Here is a 17,631-nt window from a genome sequence, read left to right as displayed (position 1 = left end):
CGGCGCAAGGGATAAGGACGGGGCTGGCCCCGGTGACAGTTTATGATGGCACTTGATCTGGCATTCATGATCACCGCGTTCGCGACGATGATCGTGATCATTGACCCCTTTGCGATTGGCCCGATGTTTCTGGCCCTGACCCCCGGTATGACCCCGCGCCAGCGCCGCTTGATTGCGTGGCGGTCCGTGGTCATCGCGGGGCTGCTGCTGCTGGTCTTTGCCGCCTTTGGCGAGGCTGTGCTTGGCTTTATCGGCATCTCCATGCCCGCCTTCCGTGTCGCGGGGGGCGTGCTGCTGTTTCTGACCGCGCTTGATATGTTGTTCGACCGCCGCACGAAACGCCGCGAGGGCCATGCCGAGGCGGATGACGATCACGACGACCCATCGGTATTTCCGCTGGCCATTCCCTTGATCGCGGGCCCCGGCTCTATCGCGTCGGTGATCCTGCTGACGGGCGAGAAACCGGGCCTTGAAGGGCTGGTGACCGTCGTCGCGATCACTTTTGCCGTCCTGATCATCATGGGTATCACGATGCAGGCCAGCGGCTACCTTGAAAACGCTTTGGGCAAGGTCGGGATCAACGTGATTACGCGGCTTTTGGGTATGCTGCTCGCCGCGCTGTCGGTGCAATTCGTGCTCGACGGGCTTAGCGCTTTCGGTTTCGGGCCGGGTCCGGGCTGACTTTTCCGTGCCCTGCCCCCATATCTTTGGAAGATTGCCAAAGGATATACGATGCCGGACATTGAAACAGGACGTTTGATCTATCTGATCGTGCTCATGGCGATGGTCGCGGGCTGGTTCTTCATGCAAAGCCGTCAGGGCTGGAACAAGACGCTGCAACAGGTCGCGGTCTGGGCCATGATCTTTACCGGTGTCGCCGCGGGCTACGGCCTGTGGGAGGATATCAACCGGCAAGGCGACATCCCGCGCCAAGCCTATGAGGCCAGCAGCGGCAGCGTCACCCTGCCACGCGCCCGCGACGGGCATTATTATCTGACGGCGACGATCAACGGCACGCCGCTCCGCTTTGTGGTGGACACCGGCGCGACAGATATGGTGCTGACCCGCGCCGATGCCGAAGCTGCAGGGCTTTCGCCCGATAGCCTGAACTATCTGGGCCGTGCCAGCACCGCCAATGGCGAAGTGCGCACTGCCTATGTGCGGCTGGACGAGGTTGAACTGGGCGGGGTGCGCGATACCGATGTGCCCGCGGTCGTGAACGAAGGAGAGATGCGGCAATCCTTGTTGGGGATGGGCTATCTGCAACGCTGGGGCCGGATCGAGATCACCAACGGAGAGTTGATCCTCACCCGTTGAAACACGGCGTAACGCCTTTAGGTCTCTGCCTTTTTCTCCCACCGACCCGATTCCTCGGACCAGTATTGCGCAGAGGCTCCTGCGGCTTTCAGCGATTTCCACTGGTCCCGCGCGACGTTCAAGGCGTGGTCGTCCAGCCCGTCGAACAGGATGCACACCCGATCCAGCGCCGCGACTTCCTGTGCCGACACAGCCGCGCCATGGATCGAGAAAACGCAGCTTGCGTTATTCGGCGCGTGGGTGTCCGTGGTCAGCAACACCGGCTGTTCGGCATCATGGGGGCCACCGGCCAGTCCATGGGGCAGAAAGCCATCCTCGGGCCCGCGCCACAGGGCGACGTCAAGCTGTTCCAGCAAGGATTGATCGGTGCCGCGTACCGCCACACGCCAGCCCGCGCCTTGGGCTTTGCCCAAAAGCATGGTTAGCGTTTCGACCAGCGGTCGCTGGGTCAGATGGTAGAAATACGCGGCACCCATCAGGTTTACTCTGTCTCGTAGAGGTTTGTAATCAATCGGTTCAACGCCGCAACGCCCCAGCCCGTGGCCCCGACGGGCGCCAGCGCTGTCTCGGATTTGACGGAGGCCACACCGGCGATATCAAGGTGAATCCAAGGCGTGCCGTCCTTGATGAACCGTTGCAGGAATTGCGCCGCCGTGATCGACCCGGCAGGCCGCCCGCCGATGTTTTTCATGTCGGCGATGCGGCTTTTCAGCAGCTTGTCATACCCCGCGCCCAAGGGCATCCGCCACGCGCCTTCGCCCTCGGTTTGCGCGGCCTTGAGGAAGGCGTTGCACAGCGTATCGTCGTTCGAGAAAACCCCGGCATTGTCATGACCCAAGCCGATGATAATCGCGCCGGTCAGCGTCGCCAAATCGATCACGCCCGCGGGGTTAAACCGTTCTTGCGCATACCAGAGCACATCACAAAGCACCAAACGGCCTTCGGCGTCGGTATTGATCACCTCGACCGTGTCGCCCTTCATCGTCTTGACTACGTCACCGGGGCGGGTTGCCGTGCTGGATGGCATGTTCTCTACGATACCGACCAGCCCGACGACATTGGCCTTGGCCTTACGCAGGGCAAGGCTGCGCATCACGCCCGAGACAACGCCTGCGCCGCCCATGTCCATGGTCATGTCTTCCATGCCCGCGCCCGGTTTCAGGCTGATGCCGCCGGTGTCGAACACCACGCCCTTGCCGACCAACGCCAGCGGGGCCGCGTCTTTCTCGCCGCCGTTCCATTTCATCACCACGACGTAGGACGGGCTGGCCGACCCCTGCCCGACGCTGAGCAAGGTGCGCATCCCCAGTTCTTCCAGCTTGGCTTCGTCCAGCACTTCGACCTCAAGGCCGATTGAACTCATCTCGGCCAGACGGTCGGCGAATTCGGTGGTGGTCAGGATATTCGCGGGTTCGTTCGTCAGGTCGCGCGTCATAAAGGCGCCGTCGGCGATGGCCAGCAGGGGTGCCGCAGCGGCTTCGACCTCTTCGGGTTTGGAATTCATGATCACGACCTGCCCCTTGCGTGGCTTGCCGTTGCTTTTGCGATCCTCGAACGTGTAGTCGCGCATGGCCAGTCCAAAGCAAAGCTCGGCCGCTTTGCGCAAACCGCCCGTCAACACCAGCAGATCCGCATCGCCGCGCCGTTTCGCAAGCGCCGCACCGGCTGCGCGCAGGGCTTCCTGATCGGCGTTATTCGCCAATTGCACCACATCCACGGCCTCGGCCGCCATGCCGGTGGGAAAACCGAGGCTGACCGCATCGCCCGCTGACAATTTCGTGAAGCTGTCGCTGGCCACCAGACGTTCCAACGCGCCTTTGGTCAGCTTGTTGATGCGCCGCGCGGAGGGGTTGAGCTTGCCATCCGCGCCCACAGTCACAGCCACACGGCCCGTGTGACCCGCGATCTGGTCAATATCGGTTTCGGTAAATGTCATTGGCGTCAATGCGGTCATCAGGTGAACCCCTTTTGTCTGAATTTCGCTTAGACGTATCCTGCGTGCGCCGTTAAGGCCAGATAGCAGTTTTCGTGGGCGGAAATTTACTTTATCGTCGGGCGAAAGTTCACCCGTGTTGATACCCAAGGGATGCAGATTGGCCAAGTTCGACCGCTATATGTTGTCCCAGTTCCTGATTTTGTTCAGTTTCTTTGCGTTGATCTTGGTGGCGATTTTCTGGATCAACCGCGCTGTGGTGCTGTTTGACCGGCTGATTGGCGACGGCCAGACGGCGCTTGTGTTTCTAGAATTTACCGTGTTGGGGTTGCCCAAGCTGATCACCACCGTCCTGCCGATCGCGACCTTTGCGGGATCGGTCTATGTGATCAACCGGATGACCAGCGAATCCGAGCTGACGGTGCTGCAGGCGACGGGCACCAGCCCTTGGCGTCTGGCGCGGCCCGTGTTCGTCTATGGCCTTTGCGTCGCGATCATGATGTCGGTGCTGACCCATCTGCTGTTGCCCCTGTCCAACGGACAGCTGTCTGAACGCGAGGCCGAAATTTCGCAGAATGTCACCGCACGGCTGCTGACCGAAGGCACATTCCTGCATCCGACCTCTAAGGTTACATTCTATACCCGCGTGATCGACGCCGACGGGGTGTTGCGCGATGTGTTTCTCTCGGACCGGCGCAACCCCGACGAGAGCGTGATCTATACCGCGTCCGAAGCCTATCTGATCCGCAATGGCGATGGTACGACGCTGATCATGGTCGATGGCATGGCGCAACGGCTTGAGATGGCAGGCAAACGCCTGTCGACAGCCAAGTTCCGCGATTTCTCGTTCGATATCTCGTCCTTGGTCAGCAGCGACAAACCCCGCACCCAATCCATCGACGCCATGACCACGGCCGAGATGTTTGCCCAGTGGGACCAGCTTGAGACGATCACCAAATCCAGCGCGGGTGACATCGCAGAAGAGCTGGCGCAGCGCTTTTCCTCGGCAGCCTTTTGCATGATCGCCGCGATGATCGGCTATGCGACACTGGTGCTCGGAGGGTTTTCGCGCTTCGGAGTCTGGCGCGAGATCGTGATCGCCTTTGGTCTGCTCATCGCGCTTGACGGGTTGCGCGGCACTTTGGTTGATACGGTGCGCGACGATGCCAGCCGCTGGCCGCTGCTGTTCCTGCCCAGCCTGATTGGCGCTGTGATTGTGATCGGGATGATCTGGCAAACGGCCCATCCGGGCTGGACCAAACGGATGGGCAAGCAAAGGGGCGTCGCATGATCCTGCATCTCTATTTCGCGCGCCGCTTTATTATGGGGTTTATCCTCATCTCCGCTGTGCTGTTCTCTCTGCTCGTGTTGGTGGATATGGTCGATCAAGCGCGCCGGTTCAGCAGCTACGATATCGGCTGGCTGCGGCTCTTCGGGATGACGTTGTTAAAGACGCCCGAAACCATGAACCTGATCCTGCCGCTGATTATGATTCTTGCGACTGTGGTGTTGTTTTTGTCGCTGGCACGCTCGTCAGAACTGGTGGTGACCCGTGCCGCCGGCCGCTCAGCGCTCAGCGCGTTGCAGGCCCCGATCTGGGTGGCGTTCATCATTGGCGTGATGGCTGTGGGCATGTTGAACCCCATCGTTGCGGCGACCGCGAAACGATACATTCAACTCAGCGACAGCATTCGCGCGGGCGGGACCTCTGTCCTGTCGGTCAGCGACGAAGGGCTGTGGCTGCGCCAAGGCAGCGACGAGGGGCAGACCGTGATCCGCGCATGGCGGTCAAACAAGGACGCCTCGGTGCTTTATGATGTCACATTCCTCAGCTACGCCCCCGAGAGCGGTCCCGCACGGCGGATCGAAGCGGACAGCGCCGCGCTGGAAGATGGTATCTGGACGTTGACCGATGCGAAGTCATGGCCGCTTGAAGTGGGGGTGAACGCCGAAGGCGCGGCCGAGACATTTGACACGCTCACCCTGCCCTCGACCCTGACGCTGGACCGTATCCGCGACAGCATCACCGATCCCGGTGCCGTCTCGATCTATGATCTGCCTGATTACATCAAGCAGCTTGAACTGGCAGGCTTCAGCCCGCGCCGCCACAAGGTCTGGCTGCAGACCGAACTGGCGCGCCCGTTCTTTCTGGTTGCGATGGTTCTGGTTGCGAGCGCGTTTACCATGCGCCATACGAGGTTCGGAGGCACGGGCGTCGCGGTGCTGGCCTCTGTTCTGATGGGGTTCGGCTTGTATTTTATTCGCAGTTTTGCGCAAATTCTGGGGGAGAACGGGCAAATTCCGGTTCTTCTTGCGGCCTGGGCACCGCCTGTCGCGTCCATTCTTCTGGCGCTTGGCCTTCTACTTCATTCAGAGGATGGCTGACATGCGCCGTTTGCTCCTGACCCTTCTTGTCGCCCTTGGTCTGCCCGCTGCCGCTCAAGACAGTGATCGCCCTGCCGTTCTGGTGGCCGATGACCTGTTCATCACCCGTGACCGGGAATTGGTCGCCCAAGGTAACGTAGAGGCGTTTCAAGGCACGACCCGCATCCGTGCCTCTGCGATCCGCTATAATGATGAAACCGGTGCCTTGGTGATCGAAGGGCCGATTGTGCTGAACGACGGTGATGGTACCGTCATTCTCGCGGATGCGGCAGAGCTGGATCAGGGGTTGCAGAACGGTCTGCTGCGCGGCGCACGTATGGTGCTGAACCAGCAGGTGCAGATGGCCGCCGTCCAGATCGACCGTGTCGAGGGGCGCTATAGCCAGCTGTACAAGACCGCCGTGACTTCATGCAAAACCTGCAATGACGGCGAGCTGCCCCTCTGGCAGATCCGCGCGCGCCGCGTGGTGCATGATACCGAGGCGCAGCAATTGTATTTCGATGATGCGACTTTTCATATCCGGTCGGTGCCGGTGTTCTACCTGCCCCGTTTGCGGCTGCCCGACCCGACACTGGACCGCGCGGACGGGTTTTTGGCCCCATCAATCCGCACCACGTCGTTGTTGGGCACGGGGCTGAAGCTGCCTTATTTCATCACCTTGGGCGAAAGCCGCGACCTGACACTGACGCCCTATCTGTCGTCCTCGACCCGCACGCTTGAATTCCGCTATCGGCAGGCGTTCACCAACGGTGATATCGAGTTTAACGGAGCCTACACCCGCGATGACCAACTCCCAGATGAAACCCGCGGCTATCTGTTCGGTGAAGGCAGCTTTGAGCTTGAGCGCGGCTACAAGCTGAGCTTCACGATCGAGGCCGTCAGCGACAGCTCTTACTTTACCGAATACGGCTATTCGGACGAGGACCGTTTGCGCAGTGACCTCACACTTTCACGCGCGCGACGTGACAGCTTTGTGCGCACCAGCCTTTACAACTTTGAAACCCTGCGCCCCGGAGAGTTGAACAGCACCCTGCCCACAGTCGTGATCGACGGCGAATTCGAACGGCGCTTTTTCCCCAAGGCATGGGGGGGCGAGCTGCGGTTCGGGCTGGAGGCGCACAGCCATTGGCGATCTTCTGATGCGGATGTGATTGGCCGCGATGTATCGCGGATCAACGGGTCGCTGAAATATCTGCGTCGCTTCACCCACCGCTCCGGCTTGGTCACCGATGCGCAGGTCGGCACGACGTTCAATTTCTTCGACATCACCCAAGACGATACCTTTGCGCAGAACCACAGCGACATCGCGCCTTTCGCAGCGGTCGGACTAAGCTACCCGATGGCACGCCGCGAGGCTGGTGGTGCATCGCAGGTGCTGACGCCCGTGGTGCAACTGGGCTGGACCGATGGCAGCCGGCTCGACATTCCGAACGAGGAAAGCACGCGCGTGGAATTCGATCAGGGCAACATCCTGTCGCTCTCGCGCTTTCCGCGCCCCGACCGGCGCGAACGCGGCACAACGGCAGCGGTGGCGGTGAACTGGTCGCGCTTTGACCCCAATGGCTGGGACACCTATGTCGCGGTCGGTCAGGTGTTCCGCAGCATCAGCGACCCTGACTTTACCGATACGTCCGGCCTGTCTGGCGTGCGCTCTGATGTGCTGCTGGCGGGGCAGATCAAGAATAACGCCGGTCTTTCGCTGACCGCGCGGACCTTGGTCGACTCCAATTTCGACATCTCCAAGGCGGAACTGCGCGGTGGGTGGAGCTTTGGCAAAACCACCGTCGAAGGCACCTATGTCTGGCTTTTGGCGGATACTGAAGAAGACCGGACCGAAGCGATTTCCGAGGTGTCGTTCGACGGCAGCTACGACATCAACAAGCAATGGTCCGCCAGCGCCGATGTGCGCTATGACGTGCAAAACAATACAGCGGCGACGGCGGGGCTTGGCCTGACCTACAATAATGAATGTGTGAGCGTCGACCTTTCGGTGCGCCGCCGCTATACCTCCTCAACAAGTGTTGAGCCCTCAACCGATATCGGGTTTAACATCGGCCTGCGGGGCTTCTCGGCCTCCAACGGAACAGAAAGATATGAGCGATCATGTGGGAAATAAGTAAGATGAACCTGAACCGTCTGACACGAAGCATCGCCGTCCTTGGGCTGGGTCTGATGACCGCCGCTCCCGTTTCGGCGCAGAACCTCTTTGCGCCCGTCGCCAAGGTGAATGAATCCGTTGTAACCGAATTCGAAGTCCAGCAGCGCCAGCGCTTTCTCGAGGTGTTGAACGCACCGGGGGCGACCCGCGAAGGGGCGCTGACCTCGCTGATCGACGAACGCCTGCGCAACGAGGCCGTGGCCGAAGCGGGCATCGAGCTGACGCCACAGGGCATCGAAGACAGCCTTGCCGAATTTGCCTCGCGCGCGGATCTGAGCACCGAAGAATTCACCCAGGCGCTTGGTCAATCTGGCGTCTCGCGCGAAACGTTTCGCGATTTCGTTGTAAACTCGGTCGGGTGGCGTGAACTGGTGCGTGCCCGCTATGCCAGCCGCGTGCAGATCACCGACGCTGAAATCAACCGCGCTTTGGGCGAAACCCAAGGCAGCGGTGTGCGCGTTCTCGTGTCCGAGATCATCATTCCCGCTCCGCCTCAGCAAGCCGCACGGGTGAACGCGCTGGCCGAACAAATCTCGCAATCCAAATCAACGGCAGAGTTTTCGAACTACGCCAGCCGCTATTCCGCGACCGCTTCGCGCGGGCGTGGCGGGCGGCTGCCGTGGCAGAACCTGACGGACCTGCCGCCAAGCCTACAACCACTGATCCTGAACCTCGCACCGGGCGAAGTTACCGACCCGCTGCCGATCCCCAACGCCGTGGCACTGTTTCAACTGCGCGACATCGAGGAAACCAGCGTCACCGCGCCGACTTATTCCGAGATTGAATACGCAGCCTATTACATCCCCGGTGGCCGCACAGAAGCCGCGCTGGCTCAGGCGGCGCAGATCCGTGGCCGCATCGATACCTGCGATGACCTTTACGGCATCGCCAAAGGCCAGCCCGCCGAAGTGTTGGAGCGTGTGAAGAAAGCCCCCTCGGACATCCCGCAGGACGTGGCGATTGAACTGTCCAAGCTCGACACGGGCGAGGTTTCGACCACGCTGACCCGCGCCAATGGTCAGACGCTGATGCTGCTGATGATGTGTGGGCGTACCGCCGCCGCCAATGCCTCCGCCTCGCGCGAGGATGTGACCAATGCGCTGCGCCAGGAACGGCTGACCGGTTATGCCGAACAGCTGCTGGAGCAATTGCGGGCCGACGCGCGCATCGTTCGCAAATGACCCAAGCCAAGACGGGCTTGGCCGACAAGCCGGTTGTGATCTCTTGCGGCGAACCCTCTGGCATCGGACCAGAGGTCGCCGCACGGGCCTGGGCGATGCTGGCAGGCGAAGTGCCGCTCGCCTGGATCGGTGATCCGCGCCACCTGCCCCAAGACATTCCCCATTGCATTATCGACAGCCCGTCGGACGCGCTTGCCGCGGGCAGCGACGCCTTGCCCGTGCTGCGCCACGACTTTGCCGCCGGTGCCGTCGCGGGCAAGCCGGACCCCGCCAATGCGCAGGGGGTGATCGACGTGATCGCGCGCGGTGTTGATCTGGTGCGCAGCGGGGTCGCATCTGCGCTGACCACCGCGCCCATTCACAAGAAGGCGCTGAAGGACGGGGCCGGTTTCGCCTATCCGGGCCACACCGAATATCTTGCCGCGCTGGCGGGCGGAAGCGATGTGGTGATGATGCTCGCCTCTGACCAACTGCGGGTGGTGCCGGCCACGATCCATATCGCGCTGGATCAGGTTCCTAATGTGCTGACCCCCGCCCATCTGCGCCGCGTGATAGAGATCACGGCGGCGGGGCTTCGCTCTCAATTCGGGATCAAGGCCCCCAGGATCGCCATTGCAGGTCTGAACCCCCATGCGGGCGAAGGCGGCACGATGGGTCGTCAGGAAGCAGATTGGATGACGGCGCTGGTCACCCGGATGCAGGACGAAGGCTATGACCTGAGCGGACCGCACCCTGCCGATACGATGTTCCACGCCGCCGCACGGTCGCGCTATGACGCGGCGATTGCCATGTATCACGATCAGGCGCTGATCCCGATCAAGACGCTGGATTTCGACCGCGGCGTCAATGTGACGCTCGGTCTGCCGTTCATCCGCACCTCGCCCGATCACGGCACCGCCTTTGATATCGCGGGTCAGGGCATCGCCAACCCCACCAGCATGGTCGAGGCCCTGCGCATGGCCTATCGCATGGCGCAATCATGACCCCGCGCCCCCGGAACCCTTCTGCTTCACAGGTCCAAGAATGAGCACAATCGACAACCTGCCGCCCCTGCGCGAGGTGATCAATACCCATGACCTGAAGGCGCGCAAATCGCTGGGCCAGAACTTTCTGCTCGACCTGAACCTCACCGCCAAGATTGCGCGACAAGCGGGCGATATGACCGAATGTGATGTGCTTGAAATCGGGCCGGGCCCCGGGGGGTTGACGCGCGGGTTGCTGTCCGAAGGCGCGCGCCGCGTGCTGGCGATCGAGAAAGACAAACGCTGCCTGCCCGCTTTGGCCGAGATCGCCGAAGCCTATCCCGACCGTCTGACGGTGATCGAAGGCGACGCCCTTGAAATCGATCCGCTGGCCCATCTGACCCCACCGATCCGTATTGCGGCGAACCTGCCCTATAACGTGGGGACAGAGCTGTTGGTGCGTTGGCTAACCCCGCAGGAATGGCCACCCTTCTGGCAAAGCCTGACGTTGATGTTCCAGCGCGAAGTGGCCGAGCGGATCGTGGCCAAGCCCGGCTCCAAGGCCTATGGCCGTCTGGCGCTGCTTGCACAGTGGCGGGCCGATGCGCGTATCGTGCTGAACCTGCCGCCAGAGGCGTTTACCCCGCCGCCCAAAGTCTCCTCTGCTGTGGTGCATCTGACGGCCCTGCCCGAACCCCGCTTTCCGGCGGACCCTGATGTGTTGAACCGCGTTGTGGCGGCCGCCTTTAATCAGCGGCGCAAAATGCTACGCTCTGCCCTCAAAGGAACCGCACCGGATATCGAGGATCGTTTGCGTGCGGCCGGATTGAAACCGACGGAGCGCGCCGAACAGGTGCCGCTGGAAGGCTTCTGCGCGCTGGCCCGCGAAATCGCCAAGGGCTAAGGGCTAAGGTCACCACAACACACCCACCGTCCGAAACGCAAAAGGCCCCGCAATCGCGGGGCCTTTGTTACGATGTCAAAGCGTTTATTCAGCCGCTTCGGGCTGGTCGCCACTGCTGTCCTTGGCCGGTTCGCTCGTCTCTGCCTTGGGGGCAGGTTTGCGGCGCGGCGCGCGTCGGGGCTTGGGCTTGTTCTCGGGCGTGTCCACCAGATTGTCCTCTGCCGCACTGCCATCTTGCGCGTCATCGCCATCCGACTTGGGCGCGCTGTCCGACTTAGGAGCGTTGTCATTCTGGTTGTTGTTGTTGTTGCTGCGGCTGCGGCGGCGCTTGGGGGCATCACCCTTGGTGTTGTCCTGCTGGGGCGCGTCGGATTTTTCGCCCGTATCTGTTTCCGCAGCAGGTTGATCCGCAGTGTTCTGACCGGCTTGGGCAGCTTCGCGTTCCTGACGCTCTACCCGCTCGCGGTCCCGCTCTGCCTGACGTTCGCGGTTCTCGCGTTCTTGCTGATCGCGACGCTGGTCAATCTCGCGTTGCGCTTCGGACAGCATCCGCAGGTAATGTTCGGCGTGCTGCTGGAAGTTCTCTGCCGCCACGCGGTCGTTGCTCAGCTGGGCATCACGCGCCAACTGGTTGTATTTCTCGATAATCTGCTGCGGCGTGCCGCGGACCTTGCCTTCGGGGCCAGAACTGTCGAAAACGCGGTTAACGACGTTGCCACCTTGCGGCTGACGGTTGCGATTATTCTTGGACCGGGACCGTGATCTGGAAGATTTCATGTAATCAGTTCAGCCTTGTTATGCTGGGCTTCGGAATAAGCTGCCGGACGCAGTCGCGTCCCTGAAAAGCTAGCTTTACGCTCTGTTGGGCTTAACGCCGCGCGGGACCGCCCAAAAGGCATCCACCGCTGCAACATCCTTGAATAAGCACGGCAAATGATTTGGAGCAAGTGGAAATTGGCGAAAAACACCCCGAAATGACAAGTTTTGGCGTGTTTATGCTGGCGTATCGGCCCAAAGGACACGGTCGCGCCCGCCCAGATCGGGCAAGATGCGCACCCGGCCCCAACCGGCTGCCTCAAAGATCGCTTTCACATCGGCACCCTGTTGCCAGCCGATCTCTGCCAGAACGCGACCTGTGGGGGCCAGATACCCCTGTGCCTGCGCCGCGATGATACGGTACACACTCAACCCGTCCTGCCCGTCGGTCAATGCCATCTCGGGTTCATGCAGGCGCAGTTCGGGCGAGACATCCGCCATCTCGCTTTGTGCCAGATAAGGCGGGTTGGAGACGATCAGATCGAACCGCCCCTCCGCCGCGCTGAACCAATCCGATTGCGTGATCTCCGCGCGTGCCTGCACCCCGTGCAACACCGCATTGGCGCTGGCCTGCAGACAGGCAGCTTCGGACAGATCAAGGCCCACGCCGCGTGCGTCTTGCTGTTCGGCCAGAAGCGTCACCAGAATACAGCCCGATCCGGTGCCCAGATCAAGCACCCGTTCAAATGGCTCGGACAGCGCCAGTTCAATAAGAGATTCGGTCTCGGGCCGCGGGTCGAGCACATCGCGGCTGACCTTGAAGTCGCGCCCGTAAAACGCCCGCTGCCCCACCAGATGCGAGACCGGCACGCGCACCGCCCGCAAGGCGATCAGCTTTTCATAGCGTTCGGCAATATCCGGTGCGATTTCCTCGGGCGCGATCAACGTCACCCGCGCCGCATCGACTGACGCCGCATGCGCCAGCAAGATCCGCGCATCCCGTGCGGGGTCAGGCACGCCCGCCGCGCGCAATCGCGCTGTGGCGGCGACCATGGCTTGCGCGGCGGTTGGCGCGCTCACTGCCCCATCTCGGCCAGCAGCTGCGCCTGCGCATCCGCGGTCAACGCATCGACAATCTCGTCCAGATCGCCCTGCATCACGGCTTCAAGCCGGTAAAGGGTGAGGTTGATCCGGTGGTCGGTCAGGCGCCCTTGCGGGAAGTTATAGGTCCGGATCCGTTCAGACCGGTCCCCCGACCCCACCTGCGCCGCACGGCTGGCCGACCGTTCACTGTCCACCCGCTGACGCTCCATATCATAAAGCCGCGCTTTCAGCACCTGCATCGCGATCTCGCGGTTGCGGTGCTGCGATTTCTCGGAAGACGTCACCACCAGCCCCGTCGGCAGGTGGGTGATGCGCACGGCAGAATCGGTGGTGTTGACGTGTTGCCCACCCGCCCCTGAACTGCGCATTGTATCGATCCGCAGATCATTGGCGTCGATGTGAATATCCACATCCTCTGCCTCTGGCAGAACGGCGACAGTCGCGGCAGAAGTATGGATACGCCCGCCGCTTTCGGTAGAGGGCACGCGCTGCACGCGGTGCACACCGGATTCGTATTTCAGACGGGCAAAGACATTCTCGCCCTTGATATGGGCCACGACCTCTTTGACGCCGCCAAGTTCGGTGAACTGTTGTTCGATCAGCTCAAACTTCCAGCCCCGCGCCTCGGCATAGCGTTGATACATGCGCAGCAGATCAGCGGCGAAAAGCGCGGCCTCATCCCCGCCGGTCCCGGGGCGGATCTCCAGCATCGCGGGCTTTTTGTCGGCCTCGTCCCGCGGCAGCAGCGCGAGCTGCAAATCAGCCTCCGCTTGCGGCAAAGCGGCCTTCAGGCGCGGCAGCTCTTCCTCGGCCAGCTCCGCCATCTCGGTGTCTTTCAGCATGGCGCGAGCGTCGTCCATGTCTTGCAGCAACTGGCGATAAGCGTCGATCTGTTCGACCACGGGGCGCAGATCGGCGTATTCCTTGGCCAGCTTGGCAAAATCCGCCCCGTCAGAGCCAGCAGACATCGACGCCTCCAGAAACTGGAAACGTTGGGTGATTTGGGCAAGGCGGTCCATGGGGATCATACCGCTGGATGTCGCTGATGAAGCGGCTATGGTCAAGACCCAGCCTGTGCTATGATGCCCCTATGAAACGCATTTCGCTGGTTTTCAGTCTGATCTGCCTTGCCCCGTCGCTTGCGGCGGACCCCGCGCCCTCGGGGCGCAAAGCGGTGGAGTGCTATTGCACCGACCGCAACGGCCAGCGGGTCGAGCTGGGGCAAACGATCTGCCTCGATGTCAACGGTCGCCGCTTTGCCGCGCAATGCCAGATGTCACTGAATGTGCCCATGTGGCGCGATATCGGCGAGGCCTGCCCCGGCCTCGCACAGCGCCTAGACCCCGGCTTGGGCCAGAACCCGCTTCAAACGCTTGGCGTTCACACCCATATCTGACCGGCCAAAGCGCAGCCGCCCATAGACCACCGCGCGGCTCTGATCCGCCCCGTCAACGGGGGTGACCGCGACGCTGGTGTAATCGGGAAAGCCCCAGAAGGCCGAGCGTGTGACATAAAGCGCCTGACCTGCATTGCTGTCGATCCGCTGGGTTCGGGGCAACGACAACATCGCGTCGTCAAACCGGTTCAAGAACGCCGTGCCATCGCCTTCAACCTCGCGCACGGCCATAAAGCCCCCCTCCGACGGGTAATCGCCGGGGGCCTTGTCGACCGCGCCCAATTCCCAGCGGGCCGCGGGGGCGGGTGCAAGGCGGATGTACGCCTGCAAGGCGACGAAAATCGCCAGTGCGATCCAGAAAAATGCCATCATTATCTTTACCTTCATTTTGCCAAATAAACTCCCCGCGGAGCGTCCTGCCGTCGCAAACTGCGCCGCCAGTGGTTATGCGCGGGCTTTGGTCTGCCGCATGTTCCACCCCAGCAAACACAGGATCTCGGTCGCCACATGGGCCCCCGCGATCGCTGTCGCACCTGTCGTGTCAAAAGGCGGAGAGACTTCAACGATGTCACCGCCCACGATGTTGATCCCCGCAAGATCCCGCATCACGATCGCCGCTTGTGCTGACGTGAGTCCGCCCCAAACCGGCGTGCCCGTGCCCGGCGCAAAGGCGGGATCAAGCGCGTCGATATCGAATGTAAGATAACAAGGACGGTCGCCAAGTACCTGTTTTATTTTGGAAACGGCTGCCTGCGGCCCCTTCTCGTGGACCTCGCGCGCGTCGATGGTGGTCACGCCAAGCGTATCGGGGTTGGTCGTGCGGATGCCCACCTGAACCGAGGTTTTCGGATCAACGATGCCCGATTTCACCGCCTTGTAGAACATGGTGCCGTGGTCGATCCGGTCCATATCATCGTCGGGCCATGTATCCGAATGGGCATCGAACTGTAACAGACTGATAGGACCGTATTTTTCGGCATAGGCCTTGAGGATCGGAAAACTGATGTAGTGATCTCCGCCCAGGGTCACACTCGCTGCACCTGCGTCCAGTATCCCTTTGATATGGCTTGTTAAAGCGGCAGGAAACTGGCTTATGTGACCATAGTCGAACGCCAGATCGCCATAGTCGGCGATGGCGAACTCGCTCAGCACGTCGAAATCCCAGCCATAGGGCGGGTCGTAGGGCTGCAAGGAAGACGCCTCGCGGATCGCGCGCGGGCCCAGACGGGTGCCGGTACGGTTGGTCACGGCCTGATCAAAGGGCACGCCGGTCACGGCGATGTCCACGCCGCGCAGGTCTTTGGTATAGCGCCGCCGCAGAAAGGACGTGGCCCCGCCAAAGGCGTTCTCGAAGCTCGGCCCTTTTAGATCATCGCGGGTAAAGGCTTGATCAACCTGATTTTTCGCGTCTTCCAAACCCATGTTACTTGGCTCCTAATGGTTGGGCCCGCTCGACGATGCGGGCAAAAAAGGATGCACCCACGGGCGCGATCTCATCGTCGAAGTTATAGGCGGCGTGGTGCAGCCCTGCGGTGTCACCCTGCCCGATGAACAAATAGGCACCGGGGCGTTTTTCCAGCATATAACTGAAATCCTCGGCCCCCATCTCGCGGCCATTATCGGCAATAACGCGGTCCGCGCCCGCAATCTCGGTGGCAACGGCGGCGGCAAATCCGGCCTCTTCCGGGGTGTTCACCGTGGCGGGATAGCCCTTTTCATATTCCAGTGTCGCGCTGACATCATAGCTGGCGGCCTGCCCGGCGACGATCTGCTCCATCCGGCGGATCACCATGGCCTGCACCTCTTTGTCAAAGCTGCGTACCGTGCCGTTGATATAGGCCGTTTCGGGGATCACGTTGTCGGTGGTGCCCGTGTGGATCTGCGTGACCGAAACGACAAGATCATCCTGCGCATAGTGGTTGCGGCTGACGATGGTTTGCAATGCCGTCGCAATGCCACAGGCGGCAACGACCGGATCGCGGGTCAGATGCGGTGTGGCACCATGACCACCCAAACCCTTGATGTGGATGTGAAACTCATCGACCGCCGCCATCATCGCGCCGGGGGATGTGTAAAACCCCCCTTTCTCAAAGCCGGGCGCATTGTGCAGCGCATAGACCTGGCCGATGTCGAAGCGATCAAGGATCCCTTCCTCGACCATCACCTCGGCCCCGCCGCCGGTTTCTTCGGCAGGTTGGAAGATCAGCGCCACGCGGCCCGCGAAATTGCGCGTTTCCGCCAGATATTTCGCCGCCCCCAGCAGCATCGTTGTGTGCCCGTCGTGCCCGCAGGCGTGCATCTTGCCTGCGTGGGTGCTGGCATAGTCCAGCCCGGTTTCCTCGGGGATCGGCAGCGCATCCATATCGGCGCGCAACCCGATGGTCGGCCCCTCGGCCTGACCGTTGATGATCGCAACCATGCCCGTGGTGGCAAAGCCTTCGTGCAGCTCGTCCACGCCGAAGTCCCGCAGGCGTTCCGCCACGAAAGCCGCGGTCTTGAAGCAGTCGTTCCCCAGTTCCGGGATCGTGTGCAGATATCTGCGCCATTCTGTCATCTGGGGGGCATAATCCGCGATACGGTTCACGACGGGCATTACTGGACTCCTGTGGGGATGTTGGTCAGGTTGCATCTGACATCAGACACATGGGGGCTGCAATGGCCGAGACAAGAAATGATGCGTTGATCCACGATCGCGACGCCGGGATCGAACGCTTGTTGGAAATCATGCGCCGCCTGCGTGACCCGCAAACCGGATGCCCTTGGGATATCGAACAGGATTTCGACAGCATTGCCCCCTATACCATTGAAGAAGCGTATGAAGTCGCCGATGCGATCGAGCGTCGCGACTGGCCCGAGCTTGAGGGAGAGTTGGGCGATCTGCTGCTCCAGACCGTGTATCACACGGCCATGGGCGAAGAGGACGGGCGGTTCAGCTTTCAGACAGTGGTGCGCAATATCTCGGACAAGATGGTCGCCCGGCACCCGCATGTTTTCGGCGATGAAAGCCGCGATAAATCGGCCGAGCAACAGACCGCGGATTGGGAAAAGATCAAGGCGGCAGAACGCGCGGGCAAGGCCCAGGGGGGAACGCTTGACGGCGTAGCCGTTGGCCTGCCCGCGCTGCTGCGCGCCTACAAGCTGCAAAAACGGGCGGCCCGTGTCGGGTTTGACTGGCCGCAGGTCGATGATGTGATCGCCAAGATCACCGAGGAAGCGACCGAACTGGTCGAGGCGCGTGATACGCTGACCCAGGCCGAGGTGACCGAGGAATACGGGGACCTGATGTTCGTTATGGCCAATTTGGGCCGGCATCTTGGCGTCGAACCCGAAGCCGCTCTGCGCGCTGCCAACGCCAAATTCATGCGCCGCTTCAACGGGGTAGAGGCGCGGTTGGCCGCACGAGGTAAATCCCCCTCGGATAGTGATCTCGCCGAGATGGATGCCTTGTGGGAGGATGTAAAACGGGCGGAACGCAGCTAGGACCGCCCGTGCCTGCTGGACAAGTCGCGGCACTTGCGGCAAGGCTCTGGCACAG

At 61.5% G+C, this 17,631-nt stretch carries 18 protein-coding genes; 10 read left to right on the top strand and 8 right to left on the bottom strand.

From position 1 onward, the window contains the following. Positions 1 to 45: 45 nt before the first annotated feature. Both C1J04_RS09880 and C1J04_RS09875 read left to right on the top strand, forming a co-directional pair. Complete coding sequence (locus C1J04_RS09880; protein WP_009824621.1) at positions 46 to 681, top strand: MarC family protein; 636 nt, start codon at positions 46 to 48, stop codon at positions 679 to 681. Positions 682 to 732: 51 nt separating this feature from the next. Beyond that, positions 733 to 1,317 (top strand): retropepsin-like aspartic protease family protein, encoded by a 585-nt coding sequence (locus C1J04_RS09875; protein ID WP_009824620.1) that lies wholly within the window; start codon positions 733 to 735, stop codon positions 1,315 to 1,317. 17 nt (positions 1,318 to 1,334) lie between these two features. On the opposite strand, the gene C1J04_RS09870 is transcribed toward C1J04_RS09875, so the two are convergent. Together C1J04_RS09870 and C1J04_RS09865 are read right to left on the bottom strand one after the other, a co-directional pair. Further along, positions 1,335 to 1,793 carry a DNA polymerase III subunit chi gene (locus C1J04_RS09870; protein ID WP_009824619.1) on the bottom strand — a complete coding sequence of 153 codons (459 nt, stop codon included), beginning with the start codon at positions 1,791 to 1,793 and terminating at the stop codon, positions 1,335 to 1,337. A gap of 5 nt (positions 1,794 to 1,798) precedes the next feature. Next, positions 1,799 to 3,271, bottom strand: coding sequence for a leucyl aminopeptidase (locus tag C1J04_RS09865; protein ID WP_009824618.1), 1,473 nt, complete (start codon positions 3,269 to 3,271; stop codon positions 1,799 to 1,801). A gap of 139 nt (positions 3,272 to 3,410) precedes the next feature. Between C1J04_RS09865 and lptF the strand changes: the two genes are divergently transcribed. The 6 genes from lptF to rsmA are packed head-to-tail and all read left to right on the top strand — an operon-like array spanning position 3,411 to position 10,840. Then, positions 3,411 to 4,541 (top strand): LPS export ABC transporter permease LptF, encoded by a 1,131-nt coding sequence (gene lptF / locus C1J04_RS09860; protein WP_009824617.1) that lies wholly within the window; start codon positions 3,411 to 3,413, stop codon positions 4,539 to 4,541. Beyond that, positions 4,538 to 5,635, top strand: coding sequence for an LPS export ABC transporter permease LptG (lptG, locus tag C1J04_RS09855; protein ID WP_009824616.1), 1,098 nt, complete (start codon positions 4,538 to 4,540; stop codon positions 5,633 to 5,635). The genes lptF and lptG overlap by 4 nt, the downstream gene beginning before the upstream one ends. A 1-nt stretch (position 5,636) precedes the next feature. Then, positions 5,637 to 7,751 carry an LPS-assembly protein LptD gene (locus C1J04_RS09850; protein ID WP_037953682.1) on the top strand — a complete coding sequence of 705 codons (2,115 nt, stop codon included), beginning with the start codon at positions 5,637 to 5,639 and terminating at the stop codon, positions 7,749 to 7,751. Positions 7,752 to 7,756: 5 nt separating this feature from the next. Continuing rightward, positions 7,757 to 8,974, top strand: coding sequence for a peptidylprolyl isomerase (locus tag C1J04_RS09845; protein WP_009824614.1), 1,218 nt, complete (start codon positions 7,757 to 7,759; stop codon positions 8,972 to 8,974). Then, positions 8,971 to 9,957 (top strand): 4-hydroxythreonine-4-phosphate dehydrogenase PdxA, encoded by a 987-nt coding sequence (gene pdxA / locus C1J04_RS09840; protein WP_009824613.1) that lies wholly within the window; start codon positions 8,971 to 8,973, stop codon positions 9,955 to 9,957. The genes C1J04_RS09845 and pdxA overlap by 4 nt, the downstream gene beginning before the upstream one ends. Before the next feature lie 40 nt (positions 9,958 to 9,997). Further along, positions 9,998 to 10,840 carry a 16S rRNA (adenine(1518)-N(6)/adenine(1519)-N(6))-dimethyltransferase RsmA gene (gene rsmA, locus C1J04_RS09835; protein ID WP_009824612.1) on the top strand — a complete coding sequence of 281 codons (843 nt, stop codon included), beginning with the start codon at positions 9,998 to 10,000 and terminating at the stop codon, positions 10,838 to 10,840. 84 nt (positions 10,841 to 10,924) lie between these two features. Here rsmA and C1J04_RS09830 read toward each other — a convergent pair whose 3' ends face one another. The 3 genes from C1J04_RS09830 to prfA form a co-directional block, all read right to left on the bottom strand. Next, a complete protein-coding gene (locus tag C1J04_RS09830; RefSeq protein ID WP_009824611.1) occupies positions 10,925 to 11,617 on the bottom strand; it encodes a DUF4167 domain-containing protein in 693 nt (230 codons plus the stop codon). Positions 11,618 to 11,833: 216 nt separating this feature from the next. Further along, entirely contained in the window at positions 11,834 to 12,676 is an 843-nt protein-coding gene (prmC, locus tag C1J04_RS09825; protein ID WP_009824610.1) for a peptide chain release factor N(5)-glutamine methyltransferase, read from the bottom strand. Continuing rightward, on the bottom strand, positions 12,673 to 13,728 hold the full coding sequence (prfA, locus tag C1J04_RS09820) for a peptide chain release factor 1 (protein WP_009824609.1): 1,056 nt from the start codon (positions 13,726 to 13,728) through the stop codon (positions 12,673 to 12,675). Before prfA ends, prmC begins: the two co-directional genes overlap by 4 nt. Before the next feature lie 62 nt (positions 13,729 to 13,790). Here prfA and C1J04_RS09815 point away from each other — a divergent pair, with 62 nt between their 5' ends. Further along, positions 13,791 to 14,096 carry a hypothetical protein gene (locus tag C1J04_RS09815; protein ID WP_083779612.1) on the top strand — a complete coding sequence of 102 codons (306 nt, stop codon included), beginning with the start codon at positions 13,791 to 13,793 and terminating at the stop codon, positions 14,094 to 14,096. Here C1J04_RS09815 and C1J04_RS09810 read toward each other — a convergent pair. From C1J04_RS09810 to C1J04_RS09800, 3 genes are all read right to left on the bottom strand, one after another. Next, positions 14,037 to 14,468: a DUF1499 domain-containing protein gene (locus tag C1J04_RS09810; protein ID WP_009824607.1), complete on the bottom strand. Its 432-nt coding sequence runs from the start codon at positions 14,466 to 14,468 to the stop codon at positions 14,037 to 14,039. The genes C1J04_RS09815 and C1J04_RS09810 overlap by 60 nt on opposite strands. 72 nt (positions 14,469 to 14,540) lie before the next feature. Further along, positions 14,541 to 15,518, bottom strand: a complete 978-nt coding sequence (speB, locus tag C1J04_RS09805; RefSeq protein ID WP_009824606.1) for an agmatinase — start codon at positions 15,516 to 15,518, stop codon at positions 14,541 to 14,543. A gap of 1 nt (position 15,519) precedes the next feature. Beyond that, positions 15,520 to 16,689: a M20 aminoacylase family protein gene (locus tag C1J04_RS09800; protein WP_009824605.1), complete on the bottom strand. Its 1,170-nt coding sequence runs from the start codon at positions 16,687 to 16,689 to the stop codon at positions 15,520 to 15,522. Positions 16,690 to 16,751: 62 nt separating this feature from the next. On the opposite strand from C1J04_RS09800, the gene mazG reads away from it, so the two are divergent. After that, positions 16,752 to 17,576, top strand: coding sequence for a nucleoside triphosphate pyrophosphohydrolase (gene mazG / locus C1J04_RS09795; protein WP_009824604.1), 825 nt, complete (start codon positions 16,752 to 16,754; stop codon positions 17,574 to 17,576). Positions 17,577 to 17,631 lie beyond the last annotated feature (55 nt).

Origin of the sequence: Sulfitobacter sp. SK025 (assembly GCF_003352105.1) — a bacterium.
GTDB classification, from domain to species: Bacteria; Pseudomonadota; Alphaproteobacteria; order Rhodobacterales; family Rhodobacteraceae; genus Sulfitobacter; species Sulfitobacter pontiacus.
The sequence above is the reverse complement of the archived record's forward strand: the minus strand, read 5'-3'. Positions and strand labels throughout refer to the sequence as shown.